At 71.8% G+C, this 20,349-nt stretch carries 17 protein-coding genes; 9 read left to right on the top strand and 8 right to left on the bottom strand.

Going from position 1 to position 20,349, the window contains the following annotated elements:
* Positions 1-4: 4 nt before the first annotated feature.
* On the bottom strand, positions 5-808 hold the full coding sequence (locus AOJ26_RS15475) for an endonuclease I family protein (RefSeq protein ID WP_053848857.1): 804 nt from the start codon (positions 806-808) through the stop codon (positions 5-7).
* 205 nt (positions 809-1,013) lie between these two features.
* Complete coding sequence (locus tag AOJ26_RS15470; RefSeq protein ID WP_053848856.1) at positions 1,014-2,510, bottom strand: FG-GAP and VCBS repeat-containing protein; 1,497 nt, start codon at positions 2,508-2,510, stop codon at positions 1,014-1,016.
* Between the two features lie 270 nt (positions 2,511-2,780).
* On the opposite strand from AOJ26_RS15470, the gene AOJ26_RS15465 reads away from it, so the two are divergent.
* The 5 genes from AOJ26_RS15465 to AOJ26_RS15445 all read left to right on the top strand — a co-directional run bounded on the left by AOJ26_RS15465 (position 2,781) and on the right by AOJ26_RS15445 (position 10,846).
* Positions 2,781-3,623, top strand: a complete 843-nt coding sequence (locus tag AOJ26_RS15465) for a serine hydrolase (RefSeq protein ID WP_053848855.1) — start codon at positions 2,781-2,783, stop codon at positions 3,621-3,623.
* A gap of 90 nt (positions 3,624-3,713) precedes the next feature.
* A complete protein-coding gene (locus AOJ26_RS15460; protein WP_053848854.1) occupies positions 3,714-4,739 on the top strand; it encodes an esterase-like activity of phytase family protein in 1,026 nt (341 codons plus the stop codon).
* Between the two features lie 90 nt (positions 4,740-4,829).
* On the top strand, positions 4,830-8,534 hold the full coding sequence (locus AOJ26_RS15455; RefSeq protein ID WP_053848853.1) for an ABC transporter ATP-binding protein: 3,705 nt from the start codon (positions 4,830-4,832) through the stop codon (positions 8,532-8,534).
* A 432-nt stretch (positions 8,535-8,966) separates the two neighbouring features.
* Positions 8,967-9,296 carry a hypothetical protein gene (locus AOJ26_RS15450; protein ID WP_373413192.1) on the top strand — a complete coding sequence of 110 codons (330 nt, stop codon included), beginning with the start codon at positions 8,967-8,969 and terminating at the stop codon, positions 9,294-9,296.
* A 110-nt stretch (positions 9,297-9,406) separates the two neighbouring features.
* On the top strand, positions 9,407-10,846 hold the full coding sequence (locus AOJ26_RS15445; protein ID WP_053848851.1) for a S28 family serine protease: 1,440 nt from the start codon (positions 9,407-9,409) through the stop codon (positions 10,844-10,846).
* Between the two features lie 25 nt (positions 10,847-10,871).
* On the opposite strand, the gene AOJ26_RS15440 is transcribed toward AOJ26_RS15445, so the two are convergent.
* Both AOJ26_RS15440 and AOJ26_RS15435 read right to left on the bottom strand, forming a co-directional pair.
* Positions 10,872-11,513, bottom strand: a complete 642-nt coding sequence (locus AOJ26_RS15440) for a hypothetical protein (RefSeq protein WP_053848890.1) — start codon at positions 11,511-11,513, stop codon at positions 10,872-10,874.
* A gap of 133 nt (positions 11,514-11,646) precedes the next feature.
* On the bottom strand, positions 11,647-13,431 hold the full coding sequence (locus AOJ26_RS15435; protein ID WP_107092830.1) for a glycoside hydrolase family 3 protein: 1,785 nt from the start codon (positions 13,429-13,431) through the stop codon (positions 11,647-11,649).
* A 356-nt stretch (positions 13,432-13,787) separates the two neighbouring features.
* On the opposite strand from AOJ26_RS15435, the gene AOJ26_RS15430 reads away from it, so the two are divergent.
* Genes AOJ26_RS15430 through AOJ26_RS15415 form a run of 4 tightly spaced genes read left to right on the top strand, consistent with a single transcriptional unit; the run spans position 13,788 to position 16,229 of the window.
* Positions 13,788-14,045 carry a hypothetical protein gene (locus tag AOJ26_RS15430; protein ID WP_053848850.1) on the top strand — a complete coding sequence of 86 codons (258 nt, stop codon included), beginning with the start codon at positions 13,788-13,790 and terminating at the stop codon, positions 14,043-14,045.
* Positions 14,046-14,105: 60 nt separating this feature from the next.
* The gene (gene aroA / locus AOJ26_RS15425) at positions 14,106-15,371 is read left to right on the top strand and encodes a 3-phosphoshikimate 1-carboxyvinyltransferase (protein ID WP_053848849.1); all 1,266 of its coding nucleotides are present in this window, start codon (positions 14,106-14,108) and stop codon (positions 15,369-15,371) included.
* The gene (locus AOJ26_RS15420; RefSeq protein WP_373413190.1) at positions 15,331-16,011 is read left to right on the top strand and encodes a GNAT family N-acetyltransferase; all 681 of its coding nucleotides are present in this window, start codon (positions 15,331-15,333) and stop codon (positions 16,009-16,011) included. Before aroA ends, AOJ26_RS15420 begins: the two co-directional genes overlap by 41 nt.
* Positions 16,008-16,229, top strand: coding sequence for an alpha/beta hydrolase (locus AOJ26_RS15415; RefSeq protein WP_063790275.1), 222 nt, complete (start codon positions 16,008-16,010; stop codon positions 16,227-16,229). The genes AOJ26_RS15420 and AOJ26_RS15415 overlap by 4 nt, the downstream gene beginning before the upstream one ends.
* Here AOJ26_RS15415 and AOJ26_RS15410 read toward each other — a convergent pair.
* From AOJ26_RS15410 to AOJ26_RS15395, 4 genes are all read right to left on the bottom strand, one after another.
* Positions 16,213-17,448 (bottom strand): MFS transporter, encoded by a 1,236-nt coding sequence (locus AOJ26_RS15410; protein WP_053848847.1) that lies wholly within the window; start codon positions 17,446-17,448, stop codon positions 16,213-16,215. The two genes, AOJ26_RS15415 and AOJ26_RS15410, sit on opposite strands and share 17 nt — an antisense overlap.
* 87 nt (positions 17,449-17,535) lie before the next feature.
* Positions 17,536-18,336 carry a sugar phosphate isomerase/epimerase family protein gene (locus AOJ26_RS15405; protein WP_053848846.1) on the bottom strand — a complete coding sequence of 267 codons (801 nt, stop codon included), beginning with the start codon at positions 18,334-18,336 and terminating at the stop codon, positions 17,536-17,538.
* A gap of 84 nt (positions 18,337-18,420) precedes the next feature.
* A complete protein-coding gene (locus AOJ26_RS15400; protein ID WP_053848845.1) occupies positions 18,421-19,353 on the bottom strand; it encodes a bifunctional helix-turn-helix transcriptional regulator/GNAT family N-acetyltransferase in 933 nt (310 codons plus the stop codon).
* 77 nt (positions 19,354-19,430) lie between these two features.
* The gene (locus tag AOJ26_RS15395) at positions 19,431-20,027 is read right to left on the bottom strand and encodes a dihydrofolate reductase family protein (RefSeq protein WP_053848844.1); all 597 of its coding nucleotides are present in this window, start codon (positions 20,025-20,027) and stop codon (positions 19,431-19,433) included.
* Between the last annotated feature and the right edge of the window lie 322 nt (positions 20,028-20,349).

Genomic DNA, 20,349 nt, shown 5'->3' with positions numbered 1-20,349 from the left:
TCTCCTACCAGATCGCCTCGACCCATTCCGGGTGGTCGACGAACGGGTTGCGGTTGTGCTGGTAGGTGTCGTAGATGACCTGGTTGCGGCGCTCCTCGAAGGCGCTGGGCGGGTCCGCCTCGTTCCAGGCCTTGAGGACGGAGAGCTTGCCCATGTAGGGGTTGGAGCCGTTGCCGACCTTCTCGTTGGGCTCCAGGTCGGCGAAGCCGTCGCCGCCGTCGTAGCGCACGGCCATGTAGAGGATCATGCGGGCCACGTCACCCCGGTCCGCGGCGCGCGGCGCGAAGGAGTCGGAGTCGACGGTGGAGCCGCCGCCGTTGGTGACGGCGCTGCCGCCGTTGTCGAAGTCCAGGTTGCCGCGGGTGCTGTTGACCTGGACGTCACAGGCGCGCAGATGGTGCAGGTCGGTGCCCGGGCCGGTGACCTCGCCGAAGTCGCCGTGCGACTTGGCCCAGGTGTGCTCGCGGTTCCAGTCGCCGACGTCGCCGCCGTTGAGGGACTTGCTGCGGGAGACACCGCTGTACAGCAGGAGGACGTTGCTGCTGTTGTTCGGGTCCTGGTCGGTGACCTTGAGCGCGTCCCAGACCGCGGAGTACGAGATCTTCGACTGACTGCTGATGATCGTGTGCAGGGACGACTTGAGGCTCGTCCCCGTCTTGCCGATCGCGTTCTTGTAGTACGTCGTGTCGTACGCGGTCGTCGTGGCGGCGGCCGGGGTCGTGGTCACGACGGGGGCGGCGAGCCCGGCCAGCACGGCGGCGGTGGTGAGCGCCACCGTCTTCCAGTTGCGGATGCGTGTCGCCAGCATAAAAGGGGGTCCCATCTACGCGGGTTGAATGGAGGCGGCAGATGGGAGAGTGACATGGACATGCGGCCGTGTAAATGGATGGCACGTGTCCATTCGGTGACCGGAAACGGCAAATCAGGGCGTGTCTACGCGAGTTGACACACGGAACGGCCCCCGACCAGATGATCGGGGGCCGTTCGCGAGGGTGAGGACTAGTCGGCGAGGACTAGTCGGCGAAGAGGGCGCCGAACTGGGGGGTGCCCGAGGTGGAGACGCCCACCGCGGTCACCGACAGGGCGCGGGAGCCGGTCGTGCCGATCTTCGTGCCGGTGGACGGCAGGTAGGTGACCGCTCCGTCGCCGCCGTCCTCGTACGAGCCGATGACCAGGTCGGCTCTGCCGTCGCCGTTGACGTCGTCGAGCTTGACGTCGGCGCCGAACAGGTCGTTCTTCTCCGAGGTCCCGGGGACACCCGTCGTGTTCTGCTCGAAGGACTGCAGGCCCGTGGAGGTGTTGACGCCGCTCGCGGAGCCGTACATGACGGTGACCATGCCGGCGTTGGAGACGCTGCCGAGGTCCTCGTTCGGGGCGGAGACGACCACGTCCTGGTAGCCGTCGCCGTTGACGTCGCCCAGGTCCAGGTCCCAGCCGAAGGAGTCGCCCTTCTCCGAACTGCCGGGCACGTTCCCGGTGTTCTGGGTGATGCCGGTGGTCGAGGCGGGGCCGGACGCGGAACCGTAGGTGATGCTGACCTTGCCGCCGTCCGCGGAGTCCGGGACGGTCTGGCCGTCGCCGGTGGTGGCGTCCCAGCCGGCGCCGGTGACGATGTCGCCGTAGCCGTCGCCGTTGATGTCGCCGATACCGGTGACGACGCCCGGCTTGAGGGTCTTGACGCCCGCGACGCTCAGGCCGTTCGCGGTGCCGGGCACCCAGTAGTTGGTGTTCCAGCCCATGCCGGTCTGCGTCTCGTAGCCGTCGACCACCAGGTCGGTGCGGCCGTCGCCGTTCACGTCACCGGCGGTGAGCTGCTGCGGGCCGTAGGGGAAGCCGGAAGAGCCCGGCATGATCGGCGGCTTGACGGTGTAACGCCCGCCGGGCTGGCCGGTGCTGCTGAAGCCGCCCTTGTAGACGTAGAGGGTGGCGGACGAGCTGCCGACGGCCAGGTCGGCCTTGCCGTCGCCGTCGAAGTCGCCGGCGGCCAGGGCCAGGCCCCAGTTGTCGTGCGAGGAGACGGCCGGGTCCGGTACGTCGCTGGCCTTGCCGGTGAGGCCGCTCGCCGAACCCCACAGGATGGCCAGGGCGCCGCCGTCGGTGTCGGTGCCGACCTTCTCGTACGGCGAGGCCACGGCGACGTCGTCGTACCCGTCGCCGTTGAAGTCGGCGTACGCCGTCGCGCCGCCGAACCAGTCTCCGGCCTCGGCGCTGCCGGGCACGGTGCCGGAGTTCTGGCTGAGGACCGAGCGCTTGGCCGAGGTCACGCCGTTGCCGGCGCTGCCGTAGAGGGCGACGACCTGGCCGGCGTCGGCGTGGCCGCTGACGGAAGCGCCGGCGGCCGTGGCGAGGACGTCGCCGATGCCGTCGCCGTTGAAGTCGGCCTTGGTGACCTTGAAGGAGTCCGCGGCGGTGGCCGTTGCCGCCGAGACGGTGAGCAGACCGCCCGTCAGCGCGGCCGCGGCGGCCGTCGCGAGGGCGAGTCTGAGGTGCGAGTGGTGCTTCTGGTGCATGCGGGATTCTCCTGCGGCATGCGGGGGATGCCTGGCGGGCATCCGCGTCGATGGGGTGCGAACCGTCCGTGTGCCGGGTGTTGTCCTCGGTGACACGTGCGGTTGGCGATCAAGAGACCTTCGGCGGGGTGCAAGGGTTGTACGCGAGTCGAAGGTTTTTTCTGCCGCCCCCGGCTCCCGACCCTGTGAAAACGCCGAGGGCCGGGTAACGATTCGTACAACCGTCCCCATGCGTACAACCATTCGCACCCGCCCGAGAGTCAACTGGGCATGACACGGGGGATATTCAGATACAAGAAGTGGATCGCGGCCGGTGCGCTGGCCGCCTGCGTCGCCGCCGCCGCACCGGCCGCCGCGGCCACGACACCGGCCGTGAGCTGCACATCGGCCAAGGCCGGCCTCGCGGACAAGCTGAAGCGGGACATCACGGCCGCCGTCGCCAACCGCTCGGGCACGATCGCCGTGGGCCTCTACGACCGTACGACCAAGACCACCTGCACCCTGCGCTCCTCCACCGCCTACGACTCGGCGAGCGTGGTCAAGGTGACCGTCCTCGCCACGCTGCTGTGGGACGCCAAGAAGCACAACAGGTACCTGACCACCACCGAGAGCAACCTCGCCAAAGCAATGATCACCAAGTCCGACAACGACGCCACCAGCAAGCTGTGGCGGCAGCTCGGCCTGACCAAGATCAAGGGCTTCCTGTCCGCGGCCGGCATGACCCAGACCAAGCCGGGGGCCAACGGCTACTGGGGCCTGACCCAGATCACCGTCACCGACGAGCAGAAACTGCTCAAGCTGGTCACCGCCAAGAACACCGTCCTGAGCGACAACTCGCGTGCCTACATCCTGAAGTTGATGGGGCAGGTCGTCTCGTCGCAGCGCTGGGGCACACCGTACGGCCGCGGGTCGAACATCGCCTGGCACGTCAAGAACGGCTGGCTCCAGCGCTCCACCCACGGCTGGCGGGTGCACAGCGTCGGCACCTTCACGGGCGGCGGCCACGACTACATGATCACGGTGCTCACGCACGGCAACAGCACCATGAACTACGGCGTCACCACGATCCAGGGCGTCGCCAAGGTCGTCCACCGGGATCTCGCGGCGAGCTGACGCCTGCCGGACCCCCGCGCGTCACCGAGCCGGACGGCCCTTCACGACACGGCCTCCCGTTCGTCACGAACCCGTCCTACGGTGACGCGCATGCAGCTCAGAACCGTACTCGCGACCACCACCGCGGCCCTGGCGGCGGCGGCCTGCCTGACAGCGGCAGGACCCGCCGTCGCCGCGGCCCCGGTGAGCCACGCCTGCTCCCCGTCCGTCTCCCTCGACCGCTTCTCCGACGCCCTCGACAAGACGACGTACGACGGCACCTTCGTCGGCAACCTCTCCGCGCTCGCCGTGGACCGGGACGGCTCGCTCGCCGCCCTCTCCGACCGCTCCGTCCTCTTCGGCCTGGACGCGAGGACGCTCGCGCCGCAGAAGGCCGTCCCGCTCGCCGACGAGAACGGCGCCGCGCTCGACTCGGAGGGCCTGGTGATCGACCGGGACGGCACCCGGCTGGTCACCTCGGAGACCGAGCCGTCGATCCGCCGCTACCGCGCCGACGGGAAGATCCTCGACCGGCTCCCCGTCCCGGCCGCCCTCCAGGTCGCCCCGGCCGGCCGCGCCACCTCCAACCAGACCTTCGAGGGCCTGACCCTCCTGAACGGCGGCCGCACCCTCCTCGCCTCCATGGAGTACGCCCTCTCCGGCGACACGGCCGGGACCGTCCGCTTCCAGACCTGGCAGCGGCACGGAAAGGGCTGGCAGACCGGGGCCCAGTACGCCTACCGCACCGACGCCGCCTTCCTCGGCGTCCCCGAGGTCCAGGCCCTCCCCGACGGCCGCCTCCTGGTCCTGGAGCGCGGCTTCACCTCCGGCGTCGGCAACACGGTCCGCCTCTACCTGGCCGACCCCCGCCACGCGACGGACACCCGCGGCATCGAGAACCTGACGGGTCAGGCGGACGTCCGTCCGGTCAGCAAGACCCTGCTCACGGACATCGCGAGCTGCCCGGCGCTGGGCGCCACCGCCAAGCAGCCCCAGCCGAACCCGCTCCTGGACAACATCGAGGGCATGGTGATCACCGGGCGTGACCACGGCCGCCTGAAGGTGCTCCTGGTCAGCGACGACAACCAGAACGCGGTCCAGACGACCCGTTTCTACTACCTCCGGGTCCGCGTCTGACCACTTCTTGTTGCGGAGGGATGAAATCCGCTTCTGTCCGCGTTGGTGTCTTCCGGTAGATCAGGACTTCTGGACGACGGAGGACACCGCGTGGATCCGCAACGGGGCTGGGCACGACGACTGGCCGGGTACGCCTGGCGCTATCCCAAGGACGTCGTACTCGCCCTCGGCTCCTCCCTCGGCGGCATGGCCGTCATTGCGATCGTCCCCCTGATCACCAAGGTGATCATCGACGACGTCATCGGCGACCACACCCGGGACATGGCCCCCTGGGCCGGCGCCCTGATCGCCGCCGCCGTCCTCGTCTACGTCCTCACCTACGTCCGCCGCTACTACGGCGGCCGCCTCGCCCTCGATGTCCAGCACGACCTGCGCACCGAGATGTTCGGCACGATCACCCGTCTCGACGGCCGCCGCCAGGACGAACTGTCCACGGGCCAGGTCGTCGGCCGCGCCACCAGCGACCTCCAGCTCATCCAGGGCCTGCTCTTCATGCTGCCGATGACGATCGGCAACTTCGCCCTCTTCCTGATCTCCCTGGTCGTGATGGCCTGGCTGTCCGTCCCGCTCACCCTGGTCGCCCTGGCGGTCGCCCCGGCCCTGTGGGTGATCGCCAAGCGCTCTCGTTCCCGGCTGCACCCCGCCACCTGGTACGCCCAGGCCCAGGCCGCCGCCGTCGCGGGCGTGGTCGACGGCGCGGTCAGCGGCGTACGCGTGGTGAAGGGCTTCGGGCAGGAGGACCAGGAGACCGGCAAGCTCCGGGAGGTCGGCCGCCGCCTGTACGCGGGCCGCATGCGCACGATCCGCTTCAACTCGAAGTACACCCCGGCCCTCCAGGCCGTCCCCGCCCTCGGCCAGGTCGCGATGCTCGCCCTCGGCGGCTGGCTCGCGGTCCGCGGGCACATCACGCTCGGCACCTTCGTCGCCTTCTCCACCTACCTCGCCCAGCTCGTCGGCCCGGTCCGCATGCTCGCCATGGTCCTCACGGTCGCCCAGCAGGCCCGCGCCGGCACCGAGCGCGTCCTGGAGCTGATCGACACCGAGCCCTACCTGAAGGACGGCGGCAAGGAACTCCCCGCCGACGCGCCGGCCACCGTCGAGTTCGACGACGTCTCCTTCGGCTACGAGGACGGCCGCAAGGTCCTCGACGGCCTCTCCTTCGAGATCCGCCCCGGCGAGACCCTCGCGGTCGTCGGCTCCTCCGGCTCGGGCAAGTCCACCGTCTCACTCCTGCTCCCGCGCTTCTACGACGTCACCCACGGCGCCGTCCTCATCGGCGGCCACGACGTCCGCGAGCTCACCCTCGACTCGCTGCGGGCCGCGATCGGCCTGGTCCCCGAGGACTCCTTCCTGTTCTCGGACACCGTCCGCAACAACATCGCCTACGGCCGTCCCGACGCGACCCGGGAGGAGGTCGAGAAGGCCGCCCGCGCCGCCCAGGCGGACCGTTTCATCGCCGAGCTGCCCGAGGGCTACGACACCAAGGTCGGCGAACACGGCCTCACCCTGTCCGGCGGCCAGCGCCAGCGCGTCGCACTCGCCCGGGCGATCCTCGCCGACCCGCGGCTGCTCGTCCTCGACGACGCCACCTCCGCCGTGGACGCCCGGGTCGAGCACGAGATCCACGAAGCCCTCAAGCACGTCATGGAGGGCCGCACCACCCTCCTCATCGCCCACCGCCGCTCCACCCTGAACCTCGCCGACCGCATCGCCGTCCTGGAGCACGGCCGCCTCGCCGACGTGGGCACCCACGAGGAGCTGGAGAAGCGCTCCGCCCTCTACCGCCGCCTGCTCACCGACCCCGACGGCCTCGGCGGTGTCTCCCCGGGCCACGCCCGGCCGGTCGCCGTGCAGGAGGACACCTCCGTGCGCGACGAGCTGGACGCCGAGTTCGACGCCGAGCGCGGGGTCACCCCCCGGCTGTGGACCGGTGACCGCGAGCGCAAGGACCTGGCCCTGGCCGGCACCCCGGCCACTCCCGAACTGCTCGCCCAGGTCGACGCGTTGCCCCCGGCCACGGACACCCCGGACATCGACGAGGCACGCGCGGTCACGCCCGAGGAGTCGTACGGCCTGCGCCGGCTGCTGCGCGGGTTCGGGCGCCCGCTGCTGATCAGCCTGGGCCTGGTCGCGCTGGACGCCGGCATGGGCCTGCTGCTCCCGGTGATGATCCGGCACGGCATCGACGACGGTGTCTCACGGATGGCCATGGCCGCCGTCTGGACGGCGACCCTGTTCGCCCTGCTCTCGGTGCTCGTCCAGTGGGCGGCCCAGATCGGGGAGACCCGGATGACCGGACGCACCGGTGAACGGGTCCTGTACTCCCTGCGGCTGAAGATCTTCGCCCAGCTCCAGCGGCTCGGACTCGACTACTACGAGCGGGAGCTGACCGGGCGGATCATGACGAGGATGACGACGGACGTCGACGCCCTCTCGACCTTCCTCCAGACGGGCCTGGTCACCGCGTTCGTCTCGGTCGTCACCTTCTTCGGCATCATGGTCGCCCTGCTGGTGATCGACGTACAGCTGGCGCTGGTCGTGTTCGCGACGCTGCCGCCGCTGATCGTCGCCACGTACTTCTTCCGCAAGGCGAGCGTGAAGGCGTACGAACTCGCCCGTGAGCGCGTGTCGTTGGTCAACGCCGACCTCCAGGAGTCGGTGTCCGGGCTCAGGATCGTGCAGGCGTTCCGGCGCGAGGGCGACGGCGGCCGGCGGTTCGCGGAACGCAGCGACAGCTACCGCCAGGCCCGCATCCGGGGCCAGTGGCTGATCTCGGTCTACTTCCCCTTCGTGCAGCTGCTGTCCTCGGTGGCCGCGGCCGCCGTACTGATCGCGGGTGCGGGCCGGGTGGACGCGGCGACGCTGACGACCGGCGCGCTGGTCGCCTACCTGCTCTACATCGACCTGTTCTTCGCCCCGGTCCAGCAGCTCTCCCAGGTCTTCGACGGCTACCAGCAGGCGACCGTCTCCCTGGGCCGCATCCAGGAACTGCTCCAGGAGCCCACGTCCACCAAGGCGGCCGAGGAGCCCCTGGAGGTCCTCTCCCTGCGGGGCGAAGTGGCCTTCGAGAACGTGCACTTCGCGTACGGCGACGACGAGGAGGCCCTCGGCGGCATCGAGCTGCGGATCCCCGCCGGCCAGACGGTCGCGTTCGTCGGCGAGACGGGCGCCGGCAAGTCCACCCTGGTCAAGCTGGTGGCCCGGTTCTACGACCCGACGGGCGGCCGTGTCACGGTCGACGGCACCGACCTGCGCTCCCTGGACCTCACCTCCTACCGCCACCGCCTCGGCGTGGTCCCGCAGGAGGCGTACCTCTTCCAGGGCACGGTCCGGGACGCCATCGCCTACGGCCGCCCGGACGCCACCGACGCCGAGGTGGAGGCGGCGGCCCGCGCGGTCGGCGCCCACGAGATGATCGCCACGCTGGAGGGCGGCTACCTCCACGAGGTCGCCGAGCGCGGCCGCAACCTGTCGGCGGGCCAGCGCCAGCTGATCGCCCTGGCCCGAGCGGAACTCGTCGACCCCGACATCCTCCTCCTCGACGAGGCCACGGCGGCCCTGGACCTCGCCACCGAGGCACAGGTCAACCTGGCCACCGACCGCCTCGCCGGCCGCCGCACCACGCTCGTCGTGGCCCACCGCCTCACCACGGCGGCCCGCGCCGACCGCGTCGTCGTCATGGACCACGGCCGCGTCGTCGAGGACGGCACCCACGAGGAGCTGCTCGCGCGGGGCGGCAGGTACGCGGCCCTGTGGCGCACGTTCGTGGGCGAGGACGAGCCCGCGGCGGCGTGACGGGGTCCGGGGGTTCGGTCCTGCGGTCACCTCGGGTGCCGGACGGAGTCCGGCCAGTCGCCCCGAAGCCCGGGAGGCCCCCCGGGGCCGAGTGGTGCGAGGGCGACATCGGGGGGTTCTGCCCACGGCCGCGTGGTCGAGGACGGCACCCACGAGGAGCTGCTCGCGCGGGGTGGCAGGTACGCGGCCCTGTGGCGCACGTTCGTGGGCGAGGACGAGCCCGCGGCGGCGTGACGGGGTCCGGGGGCTCGGGCCGTGGCCGGGGCGTCAGCGGTGACTGGATCCGGGTGTCGGCTTGACGGTCGTGCAACCGTCCGACATACGTTGTGCGTCCGTACACCTGTACGCCCGAAAGCTGCGGGAGGGACGGCAGTGAAGAGTGGTGCGATACGGAGGCTGGCGGAGGGGCTGGCGGTGACAGCGGTGGCCGGGATGCTCGCGGTCGCCGCGCCGGGGCACGCGCACGCCGCGGCCACGTCGTGCGAGGGGCGCAAGGTCAGGTCGTTTCCGTTCTCCACCGGCACGGTGGAGGTCTACAAGCGGCGCGGTTACGTGTGCGCGATCACCCTTCCCAAGCGTCCGGGGGTCCGCCAGTACATGAAGGTGTACCTGCGCGCGTACGGGTTGCTGCCGGTCGAGGACGCCGACAAGTACAGGTACCGCGCCGGACCCGTCACCGTGCACGCCGGGCAGCGGAAGGTGTGGGTGAAGGGCCAGGTCGGCCGGGGCAAGTACGACTCGGACGGCTGGATCCGGCTCTGAGGCACAGATTCCTCACAGGGTTTTCCCCATCGAGGTGCCATCTCCCCTGGTGCGGACCGCACTTGCGCCGCTAGCGTCCGGCGCACATCTGTACTCACAGGGGAGGGTGCATGCGCAAGGCGCTCAGATGGCTCCTCACGCTGGTCGTGCTCATAGGCACGGTCGGCACGGCAGGCGCGGCCACCGCCGCCGAGCCGGAGGCCCAAGGCACCGGTGCCACCACCGACATCAAGGATCAGCTCCTCGCCGTCCCGGGGATGAGCCTGATCGAGGAGAAGCCGTACACCGGTTACCGCTTCTTCGTGCTCAACTACACCCAGCCGGTCGACCACCGGCACCCGTCCAAGGGCACGTTCCAGCAGCGCATCACCGTGCTGCACAAGGACGTGAGCCGGCCGACGGTCTTCTTCACCGGCGGCTACAACGTCTCCACCACGCCTCGCCGCAGTGAGCCGACCCAGATCGTGGACGGCAACCAGGTCTCCATGGAGTACCGCTTCTTCAAGCCGTCGAGGCCGGACCCGGCCGACTGGAGCAAGCTGGACATCTGGCAGGCCGCCAGCGACCAGCACCGCATCTTCAAGGCGCTGAAGAAGATCTACGCGAAGAACTGGATCTCCACCGGCGGCTCCAAGGGCGGCATGACCGCCACGTACTACGAGCGCTTCTACCCGCGGGACATGGACGGCGTGGTCGCCTACGTCGCCCCCAACGACGTGGTGAACAACGAGGACTCGGCCTACGACCGCTTCTTCGCGAACGTCGGTACCAAGGAGTGCCGCGACCGGCTGAACGCGGTGCAGCGCGAGGCCCTGGTCCGGCGCGAGCCGCTGGAGAAGAAGTACGCCGACTACGCGGCGGCGGAGGGCCTCACCTTCACCACCATCGGCAGCCTGGACAAGGCGTACGAGGCCGTCGTACTGGACTACGTCTGGGGCTTCTGGCAGTACAACCTGCTGGCCAACTGCGGTGACGACGCGCTGATCCCGCCGGACGCGAAGACCGCGACCGACGACCAGATCTGGAACTCCGTCGACACGATCTCCGGCTTCTCCGCCTACGCCGACCAGGGGCTGGAGACGTACACGCCGTACTACTACCAGGCGGCCACCCAGCTGGGCGCGCCGACGATCGAGTTCCCGCACATCGAGAAGAAGTACATCCGCTACGGCTACCAGCCGCCGCGCAACTTCGTCCCGCGCAGCATCCCGACGAAGTTCCAGCCGTACGCCATGCGGGACGTGGACACCTGGGTGCGCCACAACGCCCACCACATGCTGTACGTCTACGGCCAGAACGACCCGTGGGGCGCGGAGCGGTTCCGCGTCGACAAGGGGGCGAAGGACGCGTACGTGTTCACCGCGCCCGGCATGAACCACGGGGCGAACGTCGCCGGTCTGGTCGCCGACCAGAAGGCGTTCGCCACGGCCAGGATCCTCGCCTGGGCGGGCGTGTCCGCCACGGCCGTGTCCGAGGCCAAGCCGCTCGCGAAGTTCGACCGGAAGCTGGACGTCCGGGACGTGGAGCGCGAGCCCGCCCTGCGTCCGTAGTCCGCCCGCCGCGCCCGGCCGTCGATCACAACGGCCGGGCGCAGCCCACCGGTTGAGGGCCGCCGAGCTGGACGTACAGGGCGGTCGACAGCGGGCACCGGCTGCGCGCGTCGACCGCCTTCACCACCTTGTACTGCGGCTTCTTCGCGCCCTTGCCGTCGCAGGCGGTCTCCCTGACCTGCCCGCTGCCCGCGCCGTACACGCAGTCGCCGACGATGGTCCGCGGCCCGCCCCCGCCGCCGGGGTCGCCCGGGTGCGGCGGTTGCAGGTTGCGCATGCAGGCGTACCCCTGGGGCACCGCCCCGTCGCCGTCCTCGTCGGAGACCTGGCTCTGCTCACTGATGTGCAGCACGAAGTCGGTGGTCGCCGGGCACGGCGGCCCGTCGGCCGTGGTGCCGTCGTGTCGGGCCACCACCCGTGCCGCCGCCCGCTCACCGGTGCAGGGCACCTCGGTGAAGCTGGCCTTGCCGAAGGAGCTGCACTCGTCGACCCCGAGGAACACCGCGCCGAAACCGGAGGCCGGGCTCGCGGACGGCGAGACGGCGACCGCCGTGGCGGACCCCGCGTCGCCCTCCCCGCCGGCCGCCGACTGCGTACACCCCGTCAGCAGGGCGCCGAGCAGCGCCGCCAGTACGCACACCACCCCCGTGGAACTCTTCTCGCGCATCGCCATCCCCCCGGACCACCCCCGCCGTCCAGCGTGGCCGTCGCGGCGGGGCCACGCCAGACGTGTGGGGTCCTTTGCGCCTTTCGGGGGTGATGTACGAGTTGCGCGTCGTACGGGATCTACGCCCCGCGCGCTATCGGCCGTACGACAGCCCGTACCCGACCGGGTACAGCACCTTCGCCGGGTCGTCCGCCCGCTGCACCGGCACCGGCAGCCTCCCGCGCGGTGCCACCTTCCCGGCGATCACCCGCGCGGCCGCCCGCAGTTCCACGTCGGTCCAGGAGTAGGTCGCCAGGAAGGCCGGCACGGTGGGCAGTTGGGCCACGTCGTAGGGATTGCGGATCGCGACCGCCACCACCGGCCTCCCGGTCGCCACGAGCTGCTCGACGAGCGTCCGCTGCGCGGCCGTGAGGTTGTACGTCCCCACGATCACCGCGTCCGCGTCCTGCGCCGCCGCCACGGCCCGGGCGACGACGGCCGCCGTGGGGGCCGTGCCGGTCGACAGGGCGGTGGCCGTGAAGCCCAGTTCGGTGAGGGCGGCGGCCAGGACCCCGGTGGGCGGACCCGTCGTCCCGGACGGCGAGGCGGGGTCGGCGCCCACGACGAGCAGTCTGCGGTGGGTGCGCCGGGACAGGGGCAGCAGTCGCCCCTCGTTGACCAGCAGGGTCGTCGTGCGCTCGGCGATCCGGTCGGCCGCGGCGAGATGGGCCGGGGTGCCGACGGTCCGGGTGACGCCGCCGTGGCTAACGTACGGCTGCTCGAAGAGCCCCAGCCGGGCCTTGAGCCGCAGGATCCGCAGGATCGACTCGTCGAGGCGCGCCTCGGTGAGCTCTCCGTCCCGTACGGCCTTCAGGACCGCGTTCCACGCCACGTCCAGGGAGGGCGGGTTGAGGAGCTGGTCGACACCGGCCTTGAGGGCGAGGACGGGGACGCGGTCGTCGCCGTACTTCGTGCGGACGCCCTCCATGCCGAGGGAGTCGGTGACCACGACCCCCTCGTAGCCGAGTTCGCCGCGCAGGATGCCGGTGACGATCGGATGGGAGAGGGTGGCCGGGTCGCCCGAGTCGTCGAGGGCCGGGAACTGGATGTGCGCGGTCATGATCGAGTCGATGCCGGCGCGGATCGCGGCCCGGAAGGGCACCGCGTCCAACTGCTCCCACTGCTCCCGGCTGTGGGTGATGACCGGGAAGCCGTAGTGGCTGTCGACGGCGGTGTCCCCGTGGCCGGGGAAGTGCTTGGCGGTCGCGGCGACCCCGGCGCCCTGGTATCCGGCCACCTCGGCGGCCACCAGCCCGGCGACCGCGCCGGCCTCGGAGCCGAAGGAGCGGACGCCGATGACGGGGTTGGCCGGGTTGACGTTGACGTCGGCGACGGGGGAGTAGTTCTGCCGGATGCCGAGGGCGCCGAGCTCCTGCCCGGCGATGCGGCCGAGGGTGCGGGCGTCCTTGCGGGACCCGCCGGCGCCGATCGCCATGGCGCCGGGGAACAGGGTGGCGGGCTCGCCGACCCGGCACACGATCCCGTGCTCCTGGTCGGTCGAGACGAGGACCGGCAGTCCGCGCGGCTGGGACAGCGACGCCTTCTGGATGCCGTTGGAGAGGTCGGCGATCTGGTGCGGATCACGGGTGTTGTGCGCCCAGGTGAAGTAGATGATCCCGCCCACCCGGTACCTGGCGATCATCTCGGCGGCCGTACGGACGCCGATCTCCTTGAGGTTGGCGTCGACGTCGGCCTGGTCGGGGGCGGTGGCGGAGTGGCCGTAGACCCGCATCACGAAGAGCTGGCCGACCTTCTCCTCGAGCGTCATGCGGGAGACGAGGGAGCGGAGCTTCTGGTCGCCGGCGTGTGCGGTCCCGCCGACGGCGAGTGCGGCGGCGACACCTGCTGTGGCGGTGAGGACGGTACGTCTGGAGGGCACGTGCGCTCCTTCCGGAGGTGATCCGCTGAAGGAAACTTCCGAGAGGTCACCAATATCCGGGAAGTTTCTGCCAGTCAAGGGAGTGCACAGTAACCAGGGAGGGGCCGCCATCGGCGCAGTTGGAGGGGGGCGCGCCGATGACGGCGTGCTGCCGGCCGCAGTACGGAGGAGAGGGTTGGTCAGCGTTCGCAGCCAGCAGCGAGGCCGACGCCGTACCGCGGTGACTCTCCGGCAGCTTGCCGGTTGGACGAGCGGGGGTGGGGCAGGGTTCCCGGCTGCGGCCCGATTCCCGCAAGTTGGTGGGGACGGGGCCAACGGGACGGATGAGCCGCCGACTCACCGCGTACGGTTGCCGCATGGGTCATGTGGTGCCGCTCCTGATCGTGCTCGGTGCGCTCGCCGCCGTGCTCGGGCTCTTCACCGCCCTGGCCGGTCATGTCCGCAGACGGGGCACCGCGGGCGGAGGCCTGCGCGGGGCGCTGGCCGCACACGACGAGGCGTTCCACGGCACGGCGGCCGACGCGTACTACGAGATCCAGGTGCAGACGGACCGGAAGGCGCCGCTGCCCGACGACCGGTGGAAACGCGGGCCGCGCCCCGGGCGGCGCGCCTGACCGGGGTCCACCCCGTGGACGTGCCGGCGTCGCGGGCGGCCGGGCGGCGATCATGAGGACATGCCCGTCGACACACCCGCCCCGCGGTCCCTCGCCCTCCCCGGCTCCAAGTCCATCACCGCCCGCGCCCTCTTCCTGGCCGCCGCGGCCGACGGCGTGACCACCCTCGTACGCCCCCTGCGCTCGGACGACACGGAGGGCTTCGCCGAGGGCCTGGTACGACTCGGCTACCGGGTGGGCCGTACGCCGGACGCCTGGCAGGTGGACGGCCGCCCGCAGGGACCGGCGGCCGCGGAGGCGGACGTGTACTGCCGCGACGGCGCCACGACCGCCCGCTTCCTGCCCGCTCTCGCCGCGGCCGGCCACGGCACGTACAGCTTCGACGCCTCGCCCCAGATGCGCAGGCGACCCCTGCTGCCGCTGTCGCGTGCCCTGCGCGACCTGGGCGTGGACCTGCGGCACGAGGAGGCGGAGGGACATCATCCGCTGACCGTGCGGGCGGCGGGCGTCGAGGGCGGGGACGTGGTGCTGGACGCGGGCCAGTCCTCCCAGTACCTCACCGCGCTCCTGCTCCTCGGCCCCCTCACCCGCCGGGGCCTGCGCATCCGCGTCACCGACCTGGTGTCGGCGCCCTACGTCGACATCACCCTCGCGATGATGCGGGCGTTCGGGGTGGAGGTGACGCGGGAGGACGACGTCTTCGTGGTCCCGCCGGGCGGCTACCGCGCCACGACCTACGCGATCGAGCCGGACGCGTCCACGGCGAGCTACTTCTTCGCGGCGGCGGCGATCACGCCGGGCGCCGGGGTGACGGTCCCGGGCCTCGGCGCGGGCGCGCTCCAAGGTGACCTCGGCTTCGTGGACGTCCTGCGGCGGATGGGCGCGGACGTGTCCGTCGGCGCCGGCGCCACCACGGTCCGGGGGACCGGCGAACTGCGCGGGCTGACGGTCAACATGCGGGACATCTCGGACACCATGCCGACGCTGGCGGCCATCGCCCCCTTCGCCGACGCCCCGGTCCGCATCGAGGACGTGGCCAACACGCGGGTCAAGGAGTGCGACCGGCTGGAGGCGTGCGCGGAGAACCTGCGGCGGCTCGGGGTGCGGGTGGCCACGGGCCCGGACTGGATCGAGATCCACCCGGGGACGGCCGCCGCGGCCGGCACGGAGATCAGGACGTACGGCGACCACCGCGTCGTCATGTCGTTCGCGGTCACCGGCCTGCGGGTGCCGGGTATTTCGTTCGACGATCCCGGATGCGTACGGAAGACTTTCCCCGGTTTCCATGAGGCGTTCGCCGCACTGCGCGACGGCATCGGGGGTTGAACGGGCGTTGGGTTTCGCAGGGCAAGGACCGGTTCTGGCGGGCGAGTTGGTGCGCCTGGAACCACTGGACCACGGGCACACGGCGGACCTGGCCGTGGCGGCGGAGGAGAACCGCGGGACGTACGCGTACACCTGGGTGCCCAGGGCCGACGAGGTCGGTGACTACGTCGACGCCCAGCTCGCGCGGGCGGCCACGGGACGGCTGGTGCCCTACGCCCAGGTCTCGGTGGCGACCGGGCGCGCGGTGGGGGCCACGTCGTTCTGGGAGCCGCGCTGCTGGCGCTCGGAGGACCGACTCGACGCCGTCGAGGTCGGGTTCACCTGGCTGGCGGCCTCGGCGCAGGGCACCGGCATCAACGCCGAGGCCAAGCTGCTGCTCTTCCGGCACGCCTTCGAGACGTGGGGCGTCCTTCGGGTCGACCTGAAGACGGACGCCCGCAACGCCCGCTCGCGGGCCGCGATCCAGAGCGTCGGCGCCCGCTTCGAGGGCGTCCTGCGCAACTGGTCCCGCTCCTGGGCGCCCGGCGAGGACGGTCTGCTGCGGGACTCGGCGATCTTCTCCGTCACGGCCGAGGAGTGGCCGCAGTGCCGTGGACGGCTGGAGGAACGGGTGGCCGGGTTCCTGACCCGGCGGGGATGAGGAGGAGCGGCGGTACGCGGTGGCGAACCCGGGTCGCGGGCGACGACGACCCCTGCTGCCCGGAAGGAGCCCGCGAGACCTTCGGCGAGCCGCTCTGCATCCCCACCGACATTCTCCCCGGCGCCGCCCACCTCGACCTGGACGCCGGCTACGGCCCCTGGCCCGCCGTACTGGACCGGTGCCTCGACCCGAGCGCGGCGGTCACCCCTCGCCCGTAGCCGGCACCTCCCGCAACTGCGGTGTGCTCGCCCCGACATACCCCACCGCCGCCACGCACAGGAGACCGCCCGTGATCAGTGCCGTGGCGCCCGAACTCCAGCCCGCGACCAGGCCGCCGCGCAGGTTCCCGAGGTGCGGTCCGGCCTGGCCGACGATCGTCTCCGCGGCCGTCACCCGGCCGAGCAGGGCGTCGGGCGTGCGGGTCTGGACGATGGTCGTACGGGAGAGGACGGCGACGGCGTCCGCCGCGCCCGCCAGCGCCAGGATGCCGAGACCCGCCCACGCGCTGGTGGTCAGCCCGAACACCGCCAGGGCCGCGCCCCAGGCCGCCGACGCGCACAGCATCACCGGGCCCGGCCGGGCCAGGCGGGTGACCGGCCCGGACAGGACCGTCGCGACGACCCCGCCCACGGCGAGCGCGGACAGGAACAGGCCGAGCGTGCGCGGGTCACCGCCGAAGCGCTCGTCGTTGACCAGCGGGAACAGGCTCACCGGCATGGACAGGACGGTGGCGGCGAGGTCGGTCAGCAGCGCACCGCGCACCACCCGGTGACCGGTCAGGAAACGCAGCCCGTCCAGGACGCCGTGCAGACCGGGGCGGGACTTCTCGCCCTCGGGCGGCAGCGCGGGCAGGCCGAAGGCGCCGTAGAAGGACATCGCGAAGCTCAGGGCGTCCAGCAGGTAGCAGACGCCGATGCCCCACCAGCCGAGCACGACCCCGGCGACGGCCGGGCCGACCAGCATCATCGCCTGTCCGGTGACCTGCTGGAGCGCGAGACCGGCGGCCACCTGCTCGCGGGGCAGCAGCCGCGGCACGAACACCCCCGCGGCGGGCGCGCCGAGCGCGGCGAACGACGTCTGCGCCGCCACCAGCAGCAGGACGACCGTCACGGGCGCGTGCCCGGCGAAGCCCTGCACGGCCAGCAGCAGGGAGCACACCGCCGAGCCGACGGTGCCGGTGAGGTACACCCGGCGCCGGTCGGCCCGGTCGACCCAGGCCCCCGCGAACAGGCTGACCCCGGCCATCGGCACCGCCTGCGCGACACCGACCGCGCCGCTCCAGACCGTGCTGTGGGTCATGTCCCACACCTGGTACATGACGGTCACCATGGTCATGAAGGTGCCGAGCGTGGACACCGTGCGCCCGAACAGCAGCCGCCGGAACACCGGCGAGGTGCGCAGGGGCCGTACATCGAGGAACGTACGGCTCAGACTCATGACACGGGGCGCGGGGCAGGGGCGGGCTGAGGCACCCGGGGACGGTATCCGGCCGCGGCCGCCCCCGCCATCCGATTTATCTCGCCGTCAGGCGGAGTCGTTCAGGAGGCGGGCCAGGTGCTCGCGGCCCGTCCCCAGCAGCTCCTCCAGCGGCGCGGCCGTCTCGTACCAGCGCTTCTCGTACTCCCAGCACAGCCAGCCGTCCCAGCCGTGCCGGGAGAGGACCTCCACGCACTCAGCGAGCGGCAGGACACCGGCGCCGAGCGCGACCGGGGTGGTGTCCTCGGCCGACGCGATGTCCTTGACCTGGACGTATCCGAGGTGCGGGCCGAGGGCCGCGTAGGTCTCGGAGGGCTGCTCGCCGCCGAGCCAGGTGTGCATGACGTCCCACAGCGAACCGACCTGGCGGTGGCCGACCGGGCCGAGGACCCGGATCGCGTCGGCGCCCGTGCGGTGCGAGTCATGGGTCTCCAGGAGGATGCGCACGTCGAGGTCGCCGGCGTACTCCGCGGCCGTACCGAGCCGCCGGGCGGCCGTGGCGTCGGCCTCCTCGGAGGACTGGTCGGAGGCGGCGCCGGGGAACACGCGCACGAAGCCGGCGCCCAGGTCGCGGGCGAGGTCCAGGAGGCGGTGGATCTCCTCGACCACGGGCTCGTCCTCTCCGGGCGCGGCCACGCGCGCGTACCCCGCGAGACCGAGGACCTCCACGCCCGCCGCCTTGAACTCGGCGACCGCGTCGGCCCGTTCGGCGAGCCCGATGCCGGGATGCACGGGCTCCTCGGGATGCGCGCGCAGTTCTACGCCGTGATAGCCGTGCGTGGTCGCGAGCCGCAGCACGTCGGTGAGGGGGAGGCCGGGGACACCGAGGGTGGAGAACGCCAGTTTCATGCGCCCTACTCTCACCCGCTGGAGTCGGTGAGGTCCAGCCGGGCGGGCGCGGCGCGGTCCGGTCGCCCGGCCGACGCGCACATCTCACTCACCCGTGCCGGTCAGGTCCAGTCGCCAGTCCTGGCCGTTCAGGTCCTTGCCGAAGGAGCGGTGGGGCTTCTCCGCGACCAGGACGAAACCGTGGCGCCGGTAGAGGCGGCGGGCGGCGGCGAGGACGTCGTTGGTCCACAGCACCAGGTCGCGGTAGCCGGCCTCGCGCGCGAAGTCGACGACGGCCGACACCAGCCGGTCCCCGATGCCCAGTCCGCGCGCCTCGGGCTCGACGAGGAGCAGTCGCAGCCGGGCGGTCGCGGGCGCTTCGTCCCGTACGCACATCACGGAGCCCACCGGACGCCCGTCCAGCTCGGCGATCCACACCCGCTCCAGATGCGGGTCGTGGTCCTCCGCGAAGTCGGCGACGATCCGTGCGACCAGGGCCTCGTAGTCGGCGTTGAAGCCGTACTCGGCGGCGTACAGGGACGCGTTGCGGGCCACGATCCAGCCCAGGTCACCGGGGCCCGGCTCGCGCAGCAGGACGTCCTCGCGGCGGGGAGGGCGGCCGTCGGACAGCAGCGTGCGGACGGTGTGCAGCGCCTCGGAGAGCCGGGGGCGGTCGGCGGAGGGGACGGTCGCGAGGAGCGCGCCCACGGATTCGTCGGCGCGCTCGGCGAGCAGCGCGGCGGTCTCCCGGCCGCGCGGGGTGAGCGTGATGCGGCGCCGGCGCGGATCGCGGTGCGAGACCGTGCGCTCGATCAGTCCGTCCTGCTCGAACCTGTTCAGGATGCGGCTCAAGTAGCCCGCGTCCAGGGAGAGTTCGGTGCGCAGGTCGGCCACGTCGGTGCGCGGCGAGTGCGCCAGCTCGTACAGGACGCGGGACTCGGTGAGGGTGTACGGGGCGTAGAGCCGGCGGCTGTAGTCGAGGGCGCCGATCACGTTCGTGTAGAAGCGGTTGAAGGCGCGGATGTCCTGGACGGTCATGATCGGTCGACCCCCGGATGCTTGACTCGGTCAGAGATACCGATGGACCGAGCGTAGGACGTCCGCGCCCGCCGCGGCTACCCCTCGGTAGCGGGCCGGTAGACGCACAGCTGCACGCCGGTCTTCCCGGTGACCGTGGACACCAGCTCGAAGGGCCGCTTCGCGCCGTCGTCCGGGAAGATCGACTTGCCGCCGCCGAGCAGCACCGGCATCACGATGAGCTGGAGCTCGTCGACGAGACCCTCACTGATCAGGGTGCGGACGAGGGTGGGGCTGCCCATCATGGCCAGCTCGCCGCCCTCGGTCCCGCGCAGCGCACGGATCCGCTCCACGGCCTCGGAGCCCGGGATCCGCTCGGTGTTGTTCCACGTCAGCTCGTCGTCGCCGAGGGTGTCCGTGACGACGTACTTCTTCAGGGAGTTCAGCCGGTCGGCGAACGGGTCCCCGGCGCGCTCCGGCCACGCCCCCGCCATCGTCAGATAGGTCCGCCGCCCGTACAGCAGCGCCTCGGCCCGCTCCATCCCCTCGGTGAACGCCGGCCCGAGCACCTCCTCGTCGAAGTACGGGTGCGACCAGCCGCCGTGCGCGAACCCGCCGTCGGTGTCCTCCTGGGGCCCGCCGGGCGCCTGCACGACGCCGTCCAGACTGATGAACTCACTGACCACGATGCGCATGGGAATCACTCCGGTTCCTAGGTGGATGACGGCAGTACAGACCGAGGCGGGGGGCGGAACTCATCGGTGGGGGGAGCGTACGGCGTCCGACGGCCGCGGGAAGGGGTTACGCGGGGTCACGCACCGGATTCCGGTGGACGCCCGCCCGCAGCGCCCGCGGGCCGTGACGGGGGAGCGGTACCGGTACCGGGCGCAGGAGGCGGTGAGGGAGACACCCGCGGGGGACACGGGTGCTGGAACCCACCTGAGGAACGCGGGGCTGTGGCGATCTGCGTCTGCCGCCGCGGGGGCGCGACCAGCCCCCAGTGACCCAGCCCCCAGC

The sequence above is a fragment of the Streptomyces sp. NRRL B-24085 genome (assembly GCF_001282115.1).
GTDB lineage: Bacteria > Actinomycetota > Actinomycetes > Streptomycetales > Streptomycetaceae > Streptomyces.
Note: the sequence above shows the minus strand (reverse complement) of the source record. Positions and strands in the feature narration are given on the sequence as shown.